Source organism: Bacillus pumilus (assembly GCF_009937765.1).
Lineage (GTDB): Bacteria > Bacillota > Bacilli > Bacillales > Bacillaceae > Bacillus > Bacillus pumilus_O.
In genome coordinates this window covers 1,753,970-1,771,840 of sequence record NZ_CP047089.1, presented here as the reverse complement: position 1 = coordinate 1,771,840, position 17,871 = coordinate 1,753,970, and the positions used below count along the sequence as shown (strand labels likewise).

The 17,871-nt window shown below is 41.8% G+C and carries 16 protein-coding genes; all 16 read left to right on the top strand.

All coding sequences use genetic code 11. The features are described from left to right. Window positions 1-400: 400 nt before the first annotated feature. The 16 genes from GPS65_RS08560 to GPS65_RS08485 all read left to right on the top strand — a co-directional run bounded on the left by GPS65_RS08560 (window position 401) and on the right by GPS65_RS08485 (window position 17,849). Window positions 401-2,251, top strand: a complete 1,851-nt coding sequence (locus tag GPS65_RS08560; RefSeq protein WP_012009987.1) for a glycoside hydrolase family 9 protein — start codon at window positions 401-403, stop codon at window positions 2,249-2,251. A 30-nt stretch (window positions 2,252-2,281) separates the two neighbouring features. Continuing rightward, a complete protein-coding gene (locus GPS65_RS08555; RefSeq protein WP_012009988.1) occupies window positions 2,282-4,387 on the top strand; it encodes a glycoside hydrolase family 48 protein in 2,106 nt (701 codons plus the stop codon). Between the two features lie 84 nt (window positions 4,388-4,471). After that, complete coding sequence (locus tag GPS65_RS08550) at window positions 4,472-5,701, top strand: endo-1,4-beta-xylanase (protein WP_012009989.1); 1,230 nt, start codon at window positions 4,472-4,474, stop codon at window positions 5,699-5,701. 18 nt (window positions 5,702-5,719) lie between these two features. Next, a complete protein-coding gene (locus GPS65_RS08545; RefSeq protein ID WP_012009990.1) occupies window positions 5,720-6,853 on the top strand; it encodes a glycoside hydrolase 5 family protein in 1,134 nt (377 codons plus the stop codon). Between the two features lie 238 nt (window positions 6,854-7,091). Next, window positions 7,092-7,565, top strand: a complete 474-nt coding sequence (gene rimP / locus GPS65_RS08540) for a ribosome maturation factor RimP (RefSeq protein ID WP_003211398.1) — start codon at window positions 7,092-7,094, stop codon at window positions 7,563-7,565. A gap of 32 nt (window positions 7,566-7,597) precedes the next feature. Next, the gene (gene nusA / locus GPS65_RS08535) at window positions 7,598-8,713 is read left to right on the top strand and encodes a transcription termination factor NusA (protein ID WP_007499530.1); all 1,116 of its coding nucleotides are present in this window, start codon (window positions 7,598-7,600) and stop codon (window positions 8,711-8,713) included. Between the two features lie 15 nt (window positions 8,714-8,728). Beyond that, window positions 8,729-9,019, top strand: coding sequence for an RNase P modulator RnpM (gene rnpM / locus GPS65_RS08530; RefSeq protein ID WP_041815520.1), 291 nt, complete (start codon window positions 8,729-8,731; stop codon window positions 9,017-9,019). Next, complete coding sequence (locus GPS65_RS08525) at window positions 9,006-9,308, top strand: YlxQ family RNA-binding protein (RefSeq protein ID WP_012009992.1); 303 nt, start codon at window positions 9,006-9,008, stop codon at window positions 9,306-9,308. Before rnpM ends, GPS65_RS08525 begins: the two co-directional genes overlap by 14 nt. A gap of 19 nt (window positions 9,309-9,327) precedes the next feature. Continuing rightward, the gene (gene infB / locus GPS65_RS08520) at window positions 9,328-11,448 is read left to right on the top strand and encodes a translation initiation factor IF-2 (protein ID WP_012009993.1); all 2,121 of its coding nucleotides are present in this window, start codon (window positions 9,328-9,330) and stop codon (window positions 11,446-11,448) included. Beyond that, the gene (locus GPS65_RS08515) at window positions 11,445-11,723 is read left to right on the top strand and encodes a DUF503 domain-containing protein (RefSeq protein ID WP_012009994.1); all 279 of its coding nucleotides are present in this window, start codon (window positions 11,445-11,447) and stop codon (window positions 11,721-11,723) included. Before infB ends, GPS65_RS08515 begins: the two co-directional genes overlap by 4 nt. Window positions 11,724-11,740: 17 nt before the next feature. Next, window positions 11,741-12,091, top strand: coding sequence for a 30S ribosome-binding factor RbfA (gene rbfA / locus GPS65_RS08510; RefSeq protein ID WP_007499525.1), 351 nt, complete (start codon window positions 11,741-11,743; stop codon window positions 12,089-12,091). Between the two features lie 68 nt (window positions 12,092-12,159). Continuing rightward, complete coding sequence (gene truB / locus GPS65_RS08505) at window positions 12,160-13,089, top strand: tRNA pseudouridine(55) synthase TruB (RefSeq protein ID WP_012009995.1); 930 nt, start codon at window positions 12,160-12,162, stop codon at window positions 13,087-13,089. Between the two features lie 18 nt (window positions 13,090-13,107). After that, window positions 13,108-14,073, top strand: coding sequence for a bifunctional riboflavin kinase/FAD synthetase (gene ribF, locus GPS65_RS08500; RefSeq protein ID WP_012009996.1), 966 nt, complete (start codon window positions 13,108-13,110; stop codon window positions 14,071-14,073). Between the two features lie 140 nt (window positions 14,074-14,213). Continuing rightward, a complete protein-coding gene (rpsO, locus tag GPS65_RS08495; RefSeq protein ID WP_012009997.1) occupies window positions 14,214-14,483 on the top strand; it encodes a 30S ribosomal protein S15 in 270 nt (89 codons plus the stop codon). A 180-nt stretch (window positions 14,484-14,663) separates the two neighbouring features. Next, complete coding sequence (pnp, locus tag GPS65_RS08490) at window positions 14,664-16,781, top strand: polyribonucleotide nucleotidyltransferase (protein WP_012009998.1); 2,118 nt, start codon at window positions 14,664-14,666, stop codon at window positions 16,779-16,781. 174 nt (window positions 16,782-16,955) lie between these two features. Further along, window positions 16,956-17,849, top strand: coding sequence for a polysaccharide deacetylase family protein (locus GPS65_RS08485; protein WP_224925448.1), 894 nt, complete (start codon window positions 16,956-16,958; stop codon window positions 17,847-17,849). Window positions 17,850-17,871: the final 22 nt, after the last annotated feature.

The window sequence follows — 17,871 nt, the reverse complement described above, 5'->3', positions numbered from 1 at the left end:
CCCTTAATGGGGCGTTCTTTTTATATATACAATAATATTATTATGTTAACTAATAAAGAATTCCTACCAATTGGAATCTTTTTCTAATTCACTCATATATCTTGATTTAGCGTGATGTTTTAAGAGAAGAGATTGTATGTCATTCTTTCTACCCAAATAGAGCAAAAAAGAGAATTTCGCCGTCTGAAATGTTCTCATGTGACATATGATCATTCTGGGTACAGTCTCAGAAAGAATCAAGAGAAAAAACTTCGATGAGCGCAAAGCTGATTGCTGTTTTCTATGCTTTTTTTTGAAACATATTTGATTCTTTTCAAAGCTGTTCAAATCACGTTATGAATAAAAGGAGGTGGCTTGTCTATTCATGTTTGACTAAAAAGAAGGGGTGAGTCATACAGAAATGGCATCTTATAACTATGTAGAGGTTCTTCAGAAATCCTTGTTGTTTTATGAAGCGCAGCGGTCTGGAAAGCTACCTCAAAGCAACCGTCTCAACTGGCGGGGAGATTCTGGACTAGAGGATGGGAAGGATGTAGGTCATGACTTAACTGGCGGCTGGTATGACGCAGGTGATCATGTGAAATTTGGCCTTCCAATGGCGTACTCAGCGGCTGTGCTTGCTTGGACAGTATATGAATACCGAGAAGCCTATGAAGAGGCAGGACTGCTTGATGACATGTTAGGTCAAATCAAGTGGGCAACAGATTATTTTTTGAAAGCTCATACAGGTCCGAACGAGTTTTGGGCGCAGGTAGGTGATGGGAACGCTGATCATGCTTGGTGGGGACCGGCAGAAGTGATGCCGATGAGCCGGCCAGCTTTTAAAATTGATGAAAATTGTCCTGGAACAGAAGTAGCCGCACAAACTGCGGCAGCTTTAGCAGCGGGTTCTATCATTTTTAAAGAGACAGATGCCTCTTATGCAGCAAAGCTTCTGACGCACGCGAAACAGCTATATGCATTTGCTGACAGGTATCGTGGTGAGTATACAGATTGTGTCACAAACGCTCAGCCATTTTACAACTCATGGAGTGGCTATATTGATGAACTCATTTGGGGCGGAATCTGGCTGCATTTGGCAACAAATGAAGAAACCTATTTAAATCAAGCACTAAAAGCAGTAGAGGAATGGCCAAAAGATTGGGATTATACGTTTACCATGTCGTGGGACAATACTTTTTTTGCTTCGCAAATCTTACTCGCCAGGATCACGAAAGAGAATCGATTTATAGAATCGACAGAACGCAATCTCGATTACTGGACGACGGGTTTTGTACAAAATGGAAAAGTTGAAAGAATCACGTATACGCCTGGCGGTTTGGCATGGCTAGATCAATGGGGCTCACTTCGTTATACAGCAAATGCAGCATTTTTAGCCTTTGTTTACGCTGACTGGGTGTCAGATGAAGAAAAAAAGAATCGTTACCAAACGTTTGCGATCAACCAAACTCACTATATGCTTGGCGATAATCCACTAAAGAGAAGCTATGTCGTTGGGTTTGGCCAGAACCCGCCAAAGCACCCACACCACCGAACGGCACACGGCTCATGGTCTAACCAGCTGACAAATCCTTCGAATCATCGTCACACTCTTTATGGTGCGCTCGTTGGCGGACCTAATGCACAGGATCAATATGACGATGACATCTCTGATTATGTTTCAAACGAGGTGGCGACGGATTATAATGCTGCTTTTACTGGAAATATAGCTAAAATGGTGCAGCTGTTTGGAAAAGGGCAATCAAAGCTGCCCGATTTTCCGCCTAAAGAACAACCAGAAGATGAGTTTTTTGTAGAGGCAGCCGTGATGAATAACGATGCTACATCTACTCAAGTAAAGGCGGTTTTATACAACCGGTCCGGATGGCCGGCTAGACGTAGTCAAACGCTCTCCTTTAGATATTACGTCAATTTGAGTGAGGTCTTTGCAAAGGGATTGACTGAAAAAGATATTCAAGTGACAGCCGCCTACAATGAAGGCGCTTCCTTATCTCCGCTCAAGGTATATGACGCTTCAGCCCACGTGTATTATGCAGAAATTGATTTTACGGGCGTAGTGATTTTTCCTGGAGGAGAATCAGAGCATAAAAAGGAAATTCAATTTCGATTATCTGCGCCAAATGGATCGAATATATGGGATGCCTCAAATGATTATTCCTTTCAAGGCTTAACATCCAATATGCAAAAAACACCGAGAATACCTGTTTTTGATGATGGTTCTTTAGTATTTGGTACACTTCCAGACAAATAAAAATCAAGATTTATTGAAAGGGTGAAGGATTTGTCAAACAAAGAACGGTTTTTAACGCTTTATCATCAAATTAAAAGTGATGCGAATGGATATTTTTCACCAGAAGGAATTCCGTATCATTCAATTGAGACGCTTATTTGCGAAGCGCCTGATTATGGGCATATGACAACGTCAGAAGCATACAGTTATTGGCTATGGTTAGAGGTGTTGTACGGACATTACACAAGAGATTGGAGCAAATTAGAGGCAGCCTGGGACAATATGGAGAAATACATCATCCCGGTAAATGAAGATGGGAATGATGAACAGCCACATATGAGCGCCTACAACCCTTCTAGTCCAGCCACCTACGCATCAGAAAAACCATATCCAGATCAATATCCTAGTCAGCTGAGTGGGGCTCGTCCTGCTGGTCAAGATCCGATTGATGGTGAATTGAAATCAACCTATGGAACAAATGAAACGTATTTAATGCACTGGCTGCTTGATGTCGATAACTGGTATAAATATGGGAACTTGCTCAATCCATCACACAAAGCCGCATATGTGAACACGTTCCAGCGCGGGCAGCAGGAATCTGTTTGGGAGGCGATCCCGCATCCATCCCAAGATGATAAATCGTTTGGGAAGCCAAATGAAGGCTTTATGAGCTTGTTCACAAAAGAAAACCAAGTACCAGCTGCTCAGTGGCGCTATACGAATGCAACGGATGCTGATGCGCGTGCAATACAAGCGATCTATTGGGCAAAGGAACTCGGCTACAATAATTCAACCTATCTTGATAAAGCGAAAAAAATGGGTGATTTTCTCCGTTACGGTATGTACGATAAGTATTTTCAAACGATTGGAAGCGGTAAGCAAGGGAATCCGTACCCTGGAAACGGAAAGGGTGCCTGTCATTACTTAATGGCATGGTATACCTCTTGGGGCGGAGGACTTGGCGATTATGCAAACTGGTCATGGCGTATCGGAGCGAGCCATTGTCACCAAGGGTATCAAAACCCAGTCGCCGCTTATGCTTTGTCCTCAGATAAAGGTGGTTTAAAGCCATCTTCCGCTACCGGTGCAAGCGATTGGGAAAAAACATTAAAAAGGCAGCTTGAATTTTATGTATGGCTTCAATCAAAAGAGGGCGCGATAGCAGGTGGCGCAACCAATAGCTGGAATGGAGACTATAGTGCTTATCCGGCAGGAAGAAGTACTTTTTACGATATGGCATACGAGGATGCACCTGTTTACCATGATCCGCCTTCTAATAACTGGTTTGGGATGCAGGCATGGCCGATGGAACGTGTAGCAGAGCTTTATTATATTTTTGTGAAAGATGGAGACAAAACTTCTGAAAATGTCCAAATGGCTAAATCTTGCATCACAAAATGGGTGAACTATGCACTCGATTACATTTTTATCGGCAGCCGTCCTGTGTCAGATGAAGAGGGTTATTTCCTAGATGACCAAGGACGAAGAATTCTAGGGGGAACAAATGCTACTGTGGCTACAACGAGTGCACCAGGCGAGTTTTGGCTTCCTGGAAATATTGCTTGGAGCGGGCAGCCTGACACTTGGAATGGATTTCAGTCTGCAACAGGAAATCCAAACCTAACAGCTGTTACAAAAGATCCAACTCAGGATACAGGCGTACTAGGGAGTTTAGTCAAGGCTTTCACTTTCTTTGCTGCCGCTACTAAGCTAGAAACAGGGAATTATACAGCGCTTGGTGTCAGAGCGAAAGATGCTGCCGCACAGCTCCTTGAGGTTGCGTGGAATTACAATGATGGCGTGGGCATTGTAACAGAAGAAGAAAGAGAGGACTATGACCGCTTCTTTAAAAAAGAAGTGTATTTCCCAAATGGTTGGAACGGGACATTTGGTCAAGGGAATCAGATTCCTGGCTCAAGCACTATTCCTTCTGATCCGCAGCGAGGAGGAAATGGGGTCTATACGAGTTTTGCTGATCTTCGTCCGAACATTAAACAAGATCCAGCATGGTCTTCACTCGAGAGTAAATATCAGTCTTCATTTAATGAAGCAACAGGCAAATGGGAGAACGGGGCACCGGTTTTCACCTATCACCGTTTCTGGTCTCAAGTGGATATGGCCACTGCCTACGCAGAATATCATCGTCTGATCAACTAACAGATCAAATTTAAGCTGCCGGTTTCTTTGAGCCGGCAGTTTGTTTAAGAAATATAAATCCAGTGAAGAGAAGGGCGTGTTTACATGGTCAAAGAAAGAAGCTTTCTTCATCAATCATCAAAGAAGGGCGAAAATGCGCAGATCAATCTGAAGTGGAAAAAAGAGGCGGATGAACGAATCTTAGAGCATAGACAAAGAGATCTTGAAATAAACGTCACAAATCACGATAAAAAGCCAATAGCAGGAATAGAGGTTGAGTTGAAGCAAATCAGGCATGAATTTGCATTTGGTTCAGCGATGAATGACCAAGTGTTATTTAATCAACGATATGCTGATTTTTTTGTGAAGCATTTTAACTGGGCTGTTTTTGAAAATGAGGCAAAATGGTATGCGAATGAGCCGGAAAGAGGGAGAATCACCTACGAAAAAGCAGATGCGATGCTGAATTTTGCAGATAAACACCAACTTCCAGTAAGGGGGCACGCTTTATTTTGGGAGGTGGAGGATGCGAATCCAAGCTGGCTGAGGTCACTACCGAATCACGAAGTGTATGAAGCCATGAAAAAACGGCTTGAGCATGCGGGCAATCATTTTAAAGGAAGATTCCGTCATTGGGATGTAAACAATGAAATGATGCATGGTTCATTTTTTAAAGATCGATTTGGGAAAAGTATTTGGAAATGGATGTATGAAGAAACGAAAAAAATTGACCCTCAAGCACAATTGTTTGTAAATGATTATAATGTGATCTCATATGGTGAGCACCATGCTTATAAAGCGCATATTAATGAACTTCGTCAGTTAGGTGCACCTATCGAGGCCATTGGTGTTCAAGGCCATTTTGAAGAACGGGTCGATCCAGCCGTTGTAAAAGAAAGGCTCGATGTACTTGCTGAGCTTGGGCTTCCTATATGGGTCACTGAGTACGACTCTGTTCATCCTGACGCTCATAGAAGAGCGGATAACCTAGAGGCTCTATATCGCGTCGCATTTAGTCATCCAGCCGTAAAAGGAGTGCTAATGTGGGGATTTTGGGCAGGTGCCCATTGGAGAGGGGAGCATGCGGCCATCGTAAATTACGATTGGTCTTTAAATGAAGCAGGAAGACGTTACGAAAAGCTTCTAAATGAGTGGACGACACAAAGAGTTGAAAAAACAGATGCTAATGGCCATGTGACATGTCGAGCATTTCACGGGACATATGAGATTCGAATCGGTAAAGAAAATAAACTGTTGAAACAACAGACAATTGAACTTGATTCAAAAGAACAAACACCGCTTCGTCTCGATGTGATTGTATCTGAAGAAGGATAGATTGTGAGGAGAATGTAAATGAAAAAGTGGACTCAAAGAGTGTCCTGCTTCATACTAGTAGTCGCTGTATGGGCCGGTTGGTTTTCACTTACGATTCAAGCCGCCGCTTTTGTGCAGACATCTGGTACACAATTTACGCTGAACAATCAACCATTTTACTTTGCTGGTACAAATAATTACTATTTCCATTACAAATCTAAAAAGATGGTAGATGCGGTGTTCGATGATATGAAAGCCATGAATTTAAAGGTCATACGTATTTGGGGATTTCATGATGGAGCCCCTCAAGAAAACTCCGTCTTACAATCTAGTCCAGGGGTCTATGAAGAATCAGGTTTTCAAAAATTAGATTATGCGATTTATAAAGCGGGACAGGAAGGAATAAAGCTTGTCATCCCACTAGTGAACAATTGGGATGACTTTGGCGGAATGAATCAATACGTAAAGTGGTTCAAAGCAGGATCACATGATGCCTTTTATACAGACCCTCGTATTCAACAAGCTTACAAAAACTATGTGCGCTATGTTTTAGAAAGAACGAATACGTACACAGGTGTGCAATATAAGGACGATCCAGCTATTATGACTTGGGAATTAGCCAATGAGCCGCGAGTGCAGTCAGATCCAACGGGTCATATACTAGTCAATTGGGCAGATGAAATGAGTACATGGATCAAATCGCTGGATCGTCACCACCTTGTTGCAGTAGGAGATGAAGGTTTTTTTCGCATACCAGGACATGAAGATTGGTTTTACAGAGGAGGGGAGGGCGTTGATTGGGACCGTTTGACGGCTCTCTCTCATATTGATTATGGAACCTATCACCTATACCCAGATCACTGGAACAAGTCTGCTGCTTGGGGAGTGAAATGGATCGAAGACCATATCACCCGCGGGAAGACAATCGGAAAACCAGTTGTGTTAGAAGAGTTTGGCTATCAACATCAATCAGCACGTCCTGACGTGTTCCAAAGCTGGCTGTCAGCGGTTGAGCGGCTTGGAGGGGCTGGTAGTCAATTTTGGATTTTAACAAGCATTCAGGACGATGATTCGCTCTATCCCGATTATGACGGTTTTCGCATCATAAAAGGGAGCAGAGAGGCGGCACTTATTAGTGAACATGCGAAAAGAATGAACGAAAAGAATCGATGACGAATGCCTGCTGAATAAGGAAGTTCATTTGCATAAAAAAATTGGATATGGTATAGTTTTTATGGAAATGCTAACGATTACCGAGACAAGAGTGGGGAAACCCGCTCTTTTGTATTGAACAGGCAATTTTTGTCTCGACATTATTCATCCGTTTTCTGCTCCCCCTGCTCACATAAAGCAGGGTTTTTATGCAGAATGATTGATAAGAGCGTTTATCGAAAGCACAAGGAGGAAGAGAATGAGCAAAAAAGTAGTGGATGTCGTAAGCGAAATGGTGCAGCCAATTTTAGATGGCTTACAGCTTGAACTCGTTGATGTTGAATTTGTCAAAGAGGGTCAAAACTGGTTCCTTCGCGTGTTTATTGACTCTGATAAAGGCGTCGATATCGAAGAATGTGCCAAAGTGAGCGAAGCCTTGAGCGAAAAGCTTGACGAGGCAGATCCGATTAGCCAAAACTACTTTCTTGAAGTGTCCTCTCCTGGAGCGGAGCGCCCATTAAAGAAAAAAGCTGATTTTGAAAAAGCACTTGGAAAAAATGTTTTCATGAAAACATATGAACCAATTGATGGTGAAAAAGCATTTGAAGGTGAGCTTACAAGCTTTGATGGTGAGATTGCAACAGTGACAGTGAAGATCAAGACAAGAAAGAAAGAGATCAATATTCCATACGAAAAAATAGCTAACGCAAGATTAGCAGTTTCGTTCAATTAACCTTTTCATTGATATAAGGGGGAACCATAAAAATGAGTAGTGAGTTGTTAGATGCCCTGACTGTTCTCGAGAAAGAGAAGGGTATTAGTAAAGAAATTATTATTGAAGCGATAGAAGCTGCACTCATTTCTGCATATAAGCGTAACTTTAATCAAGCGCAAAATGTTCGTGTTGATTTAAACCGCGAAACGGGAACAATTCGCGTATTCGCAAGAAAAGATGTTGTAGATGAAGTGTATGATTCTCGCCTTGAAATCTCTGTAGATGATGCAGCCAATATAAACCCGAATTACATGGTAGGTGACGTCGTTGAAATTGAAGTCACGCCAAAAGATTTCGGACGTATTGCAGCTCAGACGGCGAAACAAGTCGTGACGCAGCGAGTGAGAGAAGCAGAGCGAGGTGTGATCTACACTGAGTTTATCGATCGCGAGGAAGACATTATGACGGGAATCGTTCAGCGAATTGACAGTAAATTCATTTACGTGTCACTTGGCAAAATCGAAGCCCTTCTTCCGGTCAACGAACAAATGCCGAATGAGGACTACAAACCACATGACCGCATTAAGGTGTTTATTACAAAAGTCGAAAAAACAACAAAAGGACCACAAATTTATGTGTCTAGAACACATCCAGGTCTTTTAAAGCGTTTATTTGAAATTGAAGTGCCAGAAATTTATGATGGTACTGTAGAGCTTAAATCGGTTGCTAGAGAAGCTGGGGACCGTTCTAAAATCTCTGTTCGTACGGATGATCCTGATGTTGATCCAGTAGGTTCTTGTGTTGGACCAAAAGGTCAGCGTGTACAAGCAATTGTCAACGAGCTAAAAGGCGAAAAAATTGACATTGTCCATTGGTCTAATGACCCGGTTGAATTTGTTGCCAATGCATTAAGTCCATCAAAAGTACTTGATGTGATTGTCAATGAAGAAGATAAGGCGACAACAGTGATTGTCCCGGATTATCAGCTGTCATTAGCCATTGGTAAAAGAGGTCAAAATGCTCGTCTTGCAGCAAAGCTGACTAGCTGGAAAATTGACATTAAAAGCGAAACAGATGCAAGGGAACTCGGTATTTTCCCAAGAACTGAAGACTCTGAATCTCTTTTCTTAGAGGCTGAACCAGTAGCTGAGGAATCTGACGAATAAGAGGTGATGTATAAGGTGAATAGCCGAAAAAAAATCCCGCTTAGAAAATGTGTCGTGACGGGAGAAATGAAACCAAAGAAAGAACTGATCCGTGTTGTTCGTTCTAAAGAAGGTGAAGTGTCTGTTGACGCAACCGGAAAAAAGAACGGACGCGGGGCTTACCTTTCTCTCGATAAAGAAACCATTCTTGCGGCAAAGAACAAACGCAGTTTACAGCAGCAATTTCAGACACAGATTGACGAACACATATTTGAAGAATTACTAGAACTAGCTGAAAAGGTGAAAAAACCAAATGAATCAATCTGAATGGTATCCTTTGCTTGGTCTAGCAAATCGAGCTCGTAAAGTCGTGTCAGGAGAAGATCTTGTGATCAAAGAAATTAGACATGCGCGTGCTAAGCTGGTTCTTCTTGCAGCAGATGCCTCATCGAACACAGAGAAAAAGGTATCTGACAAATGCAAATTTTATAATGTTCCGGTTAGAAAAGTTGAAGACCGTTCCGTTCTCGGACGTTCTATTGGGAAAGAAGCTCGCGTAGTTGTCGCTGTCACTGACCAAGGCTTCGCTAAGAAGCTTATAAGCTTGCTCGATTAATTTATTTGGGGGTGAACGAATGGCTAAAGTGAGAGTATATGAATACGCAAAAGCCATAGATGTTTCAAGTAAAGATATTATAGCAGCGCTTAAGGATATGAACGTGGAAGTGAACAACCACATGGCGACGCTTGAAGACGACACTGTGAAAAAGCTAGACGCTATCTATAAAAAAGCCAAAGCAAAAGAGACAGCTAACGAGAAACCCGCAGAACAAAAAAAACAATCATCTAACAAAATCAATGATAGAAAGAAGAATGACGTGCAGAATAATCAATTTAATAAAAACAAAAAAAACAACAACCAAAACAAAAACAAAAATAAACGCGGTGGGAATAACAAATCGCAGCATCAACAAGCTAGACCTGTAAAACCTAAAAAAGAGCTTCCTGAAAAAATTGAATTTACTAATTCAATGACAGTCGGCCAACTGGCTGAAGAGCTTGGAAAAGAAACAGCTGAAATTATCAAAAAGCTGATGATGCTTGGTGTTATGGCAACCATTAACCAAGAGCTGGATAAAGATACAGTTGAATTAATCGCTTCTGAATATGGCGTTCCAGTAGAGGAAGTCATTATTTTAGAAGAAACTGAACTTGAAAAGTATGAAGTTGAAGATAAAGAAGAAGATATGCAAGTACGCCCTCCAGTTGTGACGATCATGGGACACGTTGACCACGGGAAAACAACGCTTCTTGACAGCATTCGTAAGACGAAAGTTGTTGAAGGTGAAGCAGGTGGAATCACGCAGCATATCGGTGCATACCAAATTGAAGAAAATGGCAAGAAAATCACGTTCCTTGATACACCTGGACACGCAGCTTTTACAACGATGCGTGCACGTGGTGCCGAGGTAACGGATACAACCATTCTAGTTGTTGCAGCAGATGATGGCGTTATGCCGCAAACGGTTGAAGCCATTAACCATGCGAAAGCAGCAGAAGTACCAATCATTGTTGCTGTCAATAAAATTGACAAACCAACAGCGAACCCTGACCGTGTGATGCAGGAATTAACCGAGCATGGTCTAGTACCTGAAGCTTGGGGCGGCGAAACGATCTTCGTTCCTCTATCTGCAAAAACAGGTGAAGGCATTGACGAATTGATCGAAATGATCCTTCTTGTCAGTGAAGTTGGAGAACTGAAAGCCAACCCAAATCGTGCGGCAAAAGGAACTGTTATCGAGGCTGAGCTTGATAAAGGAAGAGGATCTGTTGCAACCCTTCTTGTTCAAACTGGTACACTTCATGTAGGTGACCCAATCGTTGTCGGAAATACATTTGGCCGTGTACGTGCAATGGTCAATGACATCGGACGCCGCGTGAAAACAGCAGGACCATCTACACCTGTTGAAATCACTGGTTTAAACGATGTACCGAATGCAGGGGATCAATTCCTCGTATTCAAAGATGAAAAAACAGCTCGTCAAGTAGGTGAGGCGCGTGCTTCAAAACAGCTTGATGAACAGCGTTCAGACAAAGCGAAACTATCTCTAGATGACCTATTTGAGCAAATCAAACAAGGTGAAGTGAAAGATATCAACTTGATCGTGAAAGCAGATGTACAAGGTTCTGCTGAAGCACTGACGGCTGCTCTTCAAAAAATTGAAGTAGAAGGCGTAAAAGTGAAAATCATCCATACGGGTGTTGGAGCGATTACAGAATCTGATATTATTTTAGCAAGTGCTTCTAATGCGATCGTGATCGGATTTAACGTACGTCCTGATGGAAATGCGAAGAGCACAGCTGAAACAGAAAACGTAGATATCCGTTTACACCGCATTATTTATAAAGTCATCGATGAAATTGAAGCAGCGATGAAAGGAATGCTTGACCCTGAATATGAAGAAAAAGTCATCGGTCAAGTTGAAGTTCGTCAAACGTTCAAAGTATCTAAAATTGGTACAATTGCTGGTGGTTATGTCACTGAAGGAACCATCACAAGAGATAGTGGTATCCGCTTAATCCGTGACGGCGTCGTTATTTTTGAAGGCGAAGTCGACGTATTAAAACGATTCAAAGATGACGTGAAAGAAGTTTCACAGGGCTATGAATGTGGTATTACCATTAAGAAGTACAACGATATCCGTGAAGGTGATGTCATGGAATCATTCGTTATGCAAGAAATCGAAAGAAAATGATCGGTTATACCGAATGTGAGTGCATCATTTATGATGCCTCCTCACTGAAGGAAAAACGTGCGGTTCTTCAGCGTATATTGACAAGAACGCGCCATAAATTCAATGTAACCATGGCTGAAATGGATTACCAGGACACATGGCAGCGTACTTCAATTGGAATCGCCGTGATTTCCTCATCTCGGGTTCAAGTGGAAAAGGAATTGCAGCGTGTTTTAAGCTTTATTGATTCTTTTCCTGAAATTGAACGAACGATCACGAAAACTGAGTGGTTTTAATTAGAGGTGATATGATCATGAGTATGAGAGCAACCCGCGTGGGTGAGCAGATGAAAAAAGAATTAGGCGACATCCTAGGCAGAAAGCTAAAAGATCCGAGAATCGGCTTTTTGACTGTAACCGATGTCGAAGTGTCCGGTGATTTGCAAATTGCGAAAGTGTACATTTCTGTTCTCGGTGACGAGAAGAAAAGAGAGGAAACCTTAAAAGGCCTTGCAAAGGCTAAAGGGTATATCCGTTCTGAAATTGGCAATCGAATTAGACTTCGCAAAACACCAGAACTGCACTTTGAATTCGATGAATCCGTGGATTACGGAAACCGAATTGAAAGCCTAATTGCTGAACTAAACACAAAAGATCACGAATAAGACGTTGAAATAAGGATAGGCGATGATCGTCTGTCCTTTTTCATCGTTTACGAAAGGAGAGCGCGCAGATGATAAATGGTGTTCTTTTATTACATAAAGAAAGAGGGATGACCTCTCACGACTGTGTGTTCAAAGTGAGAAAGATATTGCATACAAAAAAAGTGGGACATACAGGTACACTCGATCCCGAGGTATCAGGTGTTCTGCCTATTTGTATCGGGAGAGCAACGAAGATTGTCGAATATTTAACAGATAAATCGAAAACGTATGATGCAGAAATCACGATTGGTTTTTCTACAACAACAGAAGACCAAACAGGTGAGATCGTAGAAGAAAAAAAGGTGCAAAACCCCATCTCAGAAGAAGAAATTGATGCTGCGTTGAAACAGTTTCAAGGAACCATTGAACAAATTCCACCTATGTTTTCGGCAGTGAAAATTGGCGGAAAAAAACTCTATGAATATGCAAGAGAAGGCATTGAAATTGAGCGACCGAGCCGTGAAATTTCGATTCACCGTATCGAGCGGACAACACCTGCTTTATTTGAAAATGGAACAGTATCATTTAGATTTACCGTTTTATGTTCAAAAGGAACGTATGTCAGAACCTTAGCGGTTGATATTGGAAAGAAACTAGGTTTTCCAGCTCATATGTCACACCTCATTCGCACTGGTTCAGGTGATTTTACACTAGATGAGTGCATCACCCTTGATGAGCTGCGAGATATAAGCGAAGAAGGCACAGTAGATGAGCACCTTGTCCCGATCGAGCGTGCGCTCAATCATTTGCCGAAATGGGAGATAAATGATACATTAGCAAGTAAAGTGGAAAACGGTGCAGTCCTGCCAATGCCTGATGAATTCGCTCATTTCGCAGAGGAAGATCGTGTCGCTGTCTTTGCTCCTTCAGGCCGGTGTATGGCGATATATATGAAGCACCCGACCAAACAGAATTTGATGAAGCCGGCGAAGATCTTATCTCAGGACAAGCAATCTTAAAGAAAAGGTGACCATCTCGTGAAGACTATACATATTTCACACCCACATACATTGAATCAAAAGGATCAAGACCCGTCTGTTATGGCTTTAGGGTATTTTGACGGTGTTCACCTCGGACATCAAAAAGTAATTGACGCAGCAAAAAGCATTGCAAGAAAAGAAGGGCTGGCTTTAGCGGTCATGACCTTTCATCCGCACCCATCACACGTTTTGCAAAAAGCACGTGAACCCAAGGACTTAATTACACCGCTTGAGGATAAAATCGATTTCATCGAACAGCTGGGCGCTGACTATGTATACATTGTGCAGTTCAGTGAAAGCTTTGCAGCATTATCTCCTCAAGAGTTTGTCGATCAATATCTGGATGAGCTGAATGTAAAGCACGCAGTAGCCGGTTTTGATTTTACGTTCGGCCGTTTTGGTGCAGGCACAATGGAAACCTTCGATGAGTACGGAAAAGGACGTATGACGGCCACCATCGTTCCTAAGTTGTCCAATCAAGACCGAAAAGTCAGCTCAACACTCATACGATCTGCATTGAAAAATGGGGATGTTGAATATGTGAGTGAGCTTTTAGGAAAACCTTATCAGCTGCGCGGTATTGTCATTCATGGTGATAAACGAGGACGGACGATCGGCTTTCCGACTGCCAATGTCGGTTTATCTGCTGAGTATATCATTCCGCCAACAGGGGTTTATGCGGTAAGAGCAGAAGTGAAAGGCAAAATGTATGACGGTGTTTGTAATGTTGGCTATAAACCAACCTTTTATGAAAAACGCCCTGATCAGCCTGCCATTGAAGTAAATCTCTTTGGTTTTAACGAAGAAATCTATGGGGAACCGATTAAATTACAGTGGTTCAAGCGCATTCGCAGTGAGCAAAAATTTAACGGAATCCAGGAGTTAACGGCTCAAATCAGTCTAGATAAAGAAGAAGCGATTCAATTTTTTCAACATCAGCGAAAGCAAACAAAAAATTCATAGAAAAACAGCTCTACCATTTGCAAATTCAGCATATTTTTAGTATGATAATTCCTGTAGCTTTAAAACCACTTACTTGGCAGGCCGACTTCACCGACGGTTGCGAGGTAGATGGGGCTAACATGATTTGGAGGTGAAACAGGATGGCTATTACTCAAGAGCGTAAAACTCAACTAATTAGTGAGTTCAAAACACACGAATCTGATACTGGATCTCCAGAAGTTCAGATCGCTGTCCTAACAGAATCAATTAACAACTTGAACGAGCATTTACGTACTCATAAGAAAGATCACCACTCACGTCGCGGTCTTTTGAAAATGGTAGGTAGACGTCGTAATCTTCTTACGTATCTACGTAATAAAGACGTAACTCGTTACCGTGAGTTAATTAACAAACTAGGCTTACGTCGATAATCGTAAAAAGCGGGAGGATTCCCGCTTTTTTATCGTATAATCACTAATATTTTATGGTTAAAATGTTGAAAGAATGGCAAAACCCTTCTACATACACCTTTCACATTGATATGTGAAAATCATTTTGTTCATAATAAGAATTAACTAAAATTTCAAGATAAGAGAGGAGTTTTTCTCAGAATGGGACAAGAGAAACATGTCTTCACCATAGACTGGGCTGGACGTCAACTGACAGTTGAAACTGGCCAGCTTGCAAAGCAAGCAAACGGAGCGGTCCTCGTACGCTACGGAGATACAGCTGTACTTAGCTCAGCAACAGCTTCTAAAGAACCAAAACCACTTGATTTCTTCCCGCTCACTGTGAACTACGAAGAAAGATTATACGCAGTAGGTAAAATTCCTGGTGGCTTCATTAAAAGAGAAGGCCGTCCAAGTGAAAAAGCGATCCTTGCGAGCCGCTTAATTGATAGACCAATCCGTCCATTATTTGCAGATGGATTTAGAAACGAAGTACAAGTGATTAGTATCGTTATGAGTGTGGATCAAGATTGTTCATCTGAAATGGCTGCAATGTTTGGCTCATCATTAGCATTATGTGTGTCTGACATTCCATTTGAGGGACCAATCGCCGGCGTTACAGTAGGACGAGTTGATGGAAAGTTTATCATCAATCCAAATGTAGAACAGCTTGAACAAAGTGACATCAACCTTGTAGTCGCTGGAACAAAAGATGCGATCAACATGGTCGAAGCTGGTGCTGATGAAGTACCAGAAGAAACAATGCTTGAAGCGATCATGTATGGTCACCAAGAGATCAAACGTTTAATCGAATTCCAAGAGGAAATTGTCAAAGCAGTCGGTAAAGCAAAGATCGATATTCCTTTATATGAAGTAGATCAAACGTTAGCAGATGAAGTCAAGGCACTTGCTGAAACAGACCTGCTGAAAGCGATTCAAGTACATGAGAAGCATGCACGTGAAGATGCAATCAGTGCTGTGAAAAAAGCTGTGGTTGAGAAATTTGAAGAAGAAGATCGCGACGAAGCGACGATTAAACAAGCGAAAGATGTATTAAACAAGCTTGTCAAAAATGAAGTTCGTCGTCTGATCACTGAAGAGAAAGTACGTCCAGATGGACGCGGTGTAGATCAAATCCGGCCACTTTCTTCAGAAGTAGGACTTCTGCCAAGAACGCACGGTTCAGGTCTATTTACAAGAGGACAAACACAGGCGCTTAGTATTTGTACATTAGGTGCACTTGGCGATGTGCAAATTCTTGACGGTTTAGGCGTTGAAGAATCAAAACGCTTCATGCACCATTACAACTTCCCGCAATTCAGTGTTGGTGAGACAGGTCCAATGCGTGGCCCAGGCCGACGTGAAATTGGACATGGAGCGCTAGGTGAACGAGCATTAGAACCAGTGATTCCATCTGAAAAAGATTTCCCTTATACGGTTCGCCTTGTGTCTGAGGTACTAGAATCAAACGGATCTACTTCACAAGCAAGTATTTGCGCAAGCACACTTGCGATGATGGATGCGGGTGTTCCAATTAAAGCACCAGTTGCAGGGATTGCAATGGGACTTGTGAAATCTGGTGAATACTACACAGTGCTGACAGACATTCAAGGAATGGAAGATGCACTTGGCGATATGGACTTTAAAGTGGCAGGTACATCAAAAGGTGTAACTGCACTTCAAATGGATATCAAAATTGATGGTCTATCAAAAGACATCTTGGAAGAAGCTCTCCAACAAGCGAAAAAAGGAAGAATGGAAATTTTAGATAGCATGCTATCAACGATTCCTACTTCTAGAGGAGAATTGTCTCGTTATGCACCAAAAATCTTAACGATGAAAATCAATCCTGATAAAATTCGCGATGTCATCGGACCAAGCGGTAAACAAATCAATAAAATCATCGAAGATACCGGTGTGAAAATTGATATTGAACAAGATGGTACAATCTTTATCTCTTCTACAGAAGAAGACATGAATCAAAAAGCGAAGAAAATCATTGAAGATCTTGTGAGAGAAGTTGAAGTAGGACAACTTTACTTAGGTAAAGTAAAACGCATTGAAAAATTCGGTGCTTTCCTTGAAATCTTCAGCGGCAAAGATGGACTTGTTCATATTTCTGAACTTGCGCTTGATCGTGTAGGCAAAGTAGAAGATGTTGTGAAAATTGGCGATGAATTACTTGTCAAAGTCACTGAAATCGATAAACAAGGCCGTGTGAACCTTTCTCGCAAAGCTGTTTTACGTGAAGAAAAGGAAAAAGAAGAAAAACAGTCTTAATGAAATATATGAGAAGCCAGGTATCCGTACCAGGCTTCTTTCTTTTCTTGCGCTAACTATAGTTCTAGCTTGTTTCTCCCCATCATAATTTGTGGTAAAGGGGAGGGACAACCATTGAAAAAAACGTTACCATTCATTGTGTTTGTATTTTTACTGCTCGTGTCATATCAAACAATGAAGCAGCCGGCTGCTGTTACATATATTGAATCAATGAAAGAGCATGCTGAGGTTGCATCTGTTTCAAAAGATATTTTATATCAAGAGATTGAATCGAAGTCTTCTGACTATGAAGTGAAGGCGCAAAATGCTAAGATTGATAAAGTGTGGAAAAAGATGCCTGGTCTAAATGGACAGACGGTCAATATCGATGCCTCTTATGAAAAAATGAAAAAGCATGGGTCATTTGATGAAAAGCTGCTTGTTTTCAATGAAACAAAACCTTCTATTCATTTACATGAACTTGGTGCTGAGCCTATTTACAAGGGACATCCAGACAAAAAAATGAATGCTTTCCTCATTAACGTGGCTTGGGGTGACGAGCATTTAATCAAGATGTTAAAGACACTGGAAAAGCATCAAGTGAAGGCGACCTTTTTCTTAGAGGGCAAATGGGTGAAAAAAAGCACGGATCTTGCTAAAAAGATCGTGGCAGATGGTCATGAAATTGGAAACCATTCATACAATCACCCGGATATGCGCACACTGACAAGAGAACGAGCATTAGAGCAGATTACCAAAACGAATCGTCAAATTGAAGAATCCCTTGGAAAAAAACCGAAGTGGTTCGCCCCTCCAAGCGGTAGTTTTAAAGAAGAAACAGTGAAGCTAGCCGCAAAAGAAGGAATGGAAACCATTATGTGGACGGTAGACACCATTGACTGGCAAAAACCGTCACCAAACATATTACAAAAACGGGTACTAGGGAAAATTCACAATGGGGCGATGATATTAATGCATCCAACAGATTCGACGGCGAAAAGTCTTGACGCACTTATCACTCAAATCAAGGAAAGAGGTTATGAATTAGGAACGGTTTCTGACCTCCTAAGTGAAAAAAGACATCCGTGATCCGATCTGTTTGTTGAATAGG

Coding starts and splice junctions, on each gene's coding strand:
- GPS65_RS08560 (WP_012009987.1), top strand. CDS start 401: ATGGCATCTTATAACTATGTAGAGGTTCTTCAGAAATCCTTGTTGTTT.
- GPS65_RS08550 (WP_012009989.1), top strand. CDS start 4,472: ATGGTCAAAGAAAGAAGCTTTCTTCATCAATCATCAAAGAAGGGCGAA.
- GPS65_RS08545 (WP_012009990.1), top strand. CDS start 5,720: ATGAAAAAGTGGACTCAAAGAGTGTCCTGCTTCATACTAGTAGTCGCT.
- rimP (WP_003211398.1), top strand. CDS start 7,092: ATGAGCAAAAAAGTAGTGGATGTCGTAAGCGAAATGGTGCAGCCAATT.
- nusA (WP_007499530.1), top strand. CDS start 7,598: ATGAGTAGTGAGTTGTTAGATGCCCTGACTGTTCTCGAGAAAGAGAAG.
- GPS65_RS08525 (WP_012009992.1), top strand. CDS start 9,006: ATGAATCAATCTGAATGGTATCCTTTGCTTGGTCTAGCAAATCGAGCT.
- infB (WP_012009993.1), top strand. CDS start 9,328: ATGGCTAAAGTGAGAGTATATGAATACGCAAAAGCCATAGATGTTTCA.
- GPS65_RS08515 (WP_012009994.1), top strand. CDS start 11,445: ATGATCGGTTATACCGAATGTGAGTGCATCATTTATGATGCCTCCTCA.
- rbfA (WP_007499525.1), top strand. CDS start 11,741: ATGAGTATGAGAGCAACCCGCGTGGGTGAGCAGATGAAAAAAGAATTA.
- truB (WP_012009995.1), top strand. CDS start 12,160: ATGATAAATGGTGTTCTTTTATTACATAAAGAAAGAGGGATGACCTCT.
- rpsO (WP_012009997.1), top strand. CDS start 14,214: ATGGCTATTACTCAAGAGCGTAAAACTCAACTAATTAGTGAGTTCAAA.
- pnp (WP_012009998.1), top strand. CDS start 14,664: ATGGGACAAGAGAAACATGTCTTCACCATAGACTGGGCTGGACGTCAA.
- GPS65_RS08485 (WP_224925448.1), top strand. CDS start 16,956: ATGAAGCAGCCGGCTGCTGTTACATATATTGAATCAATGAAAGAGCAT.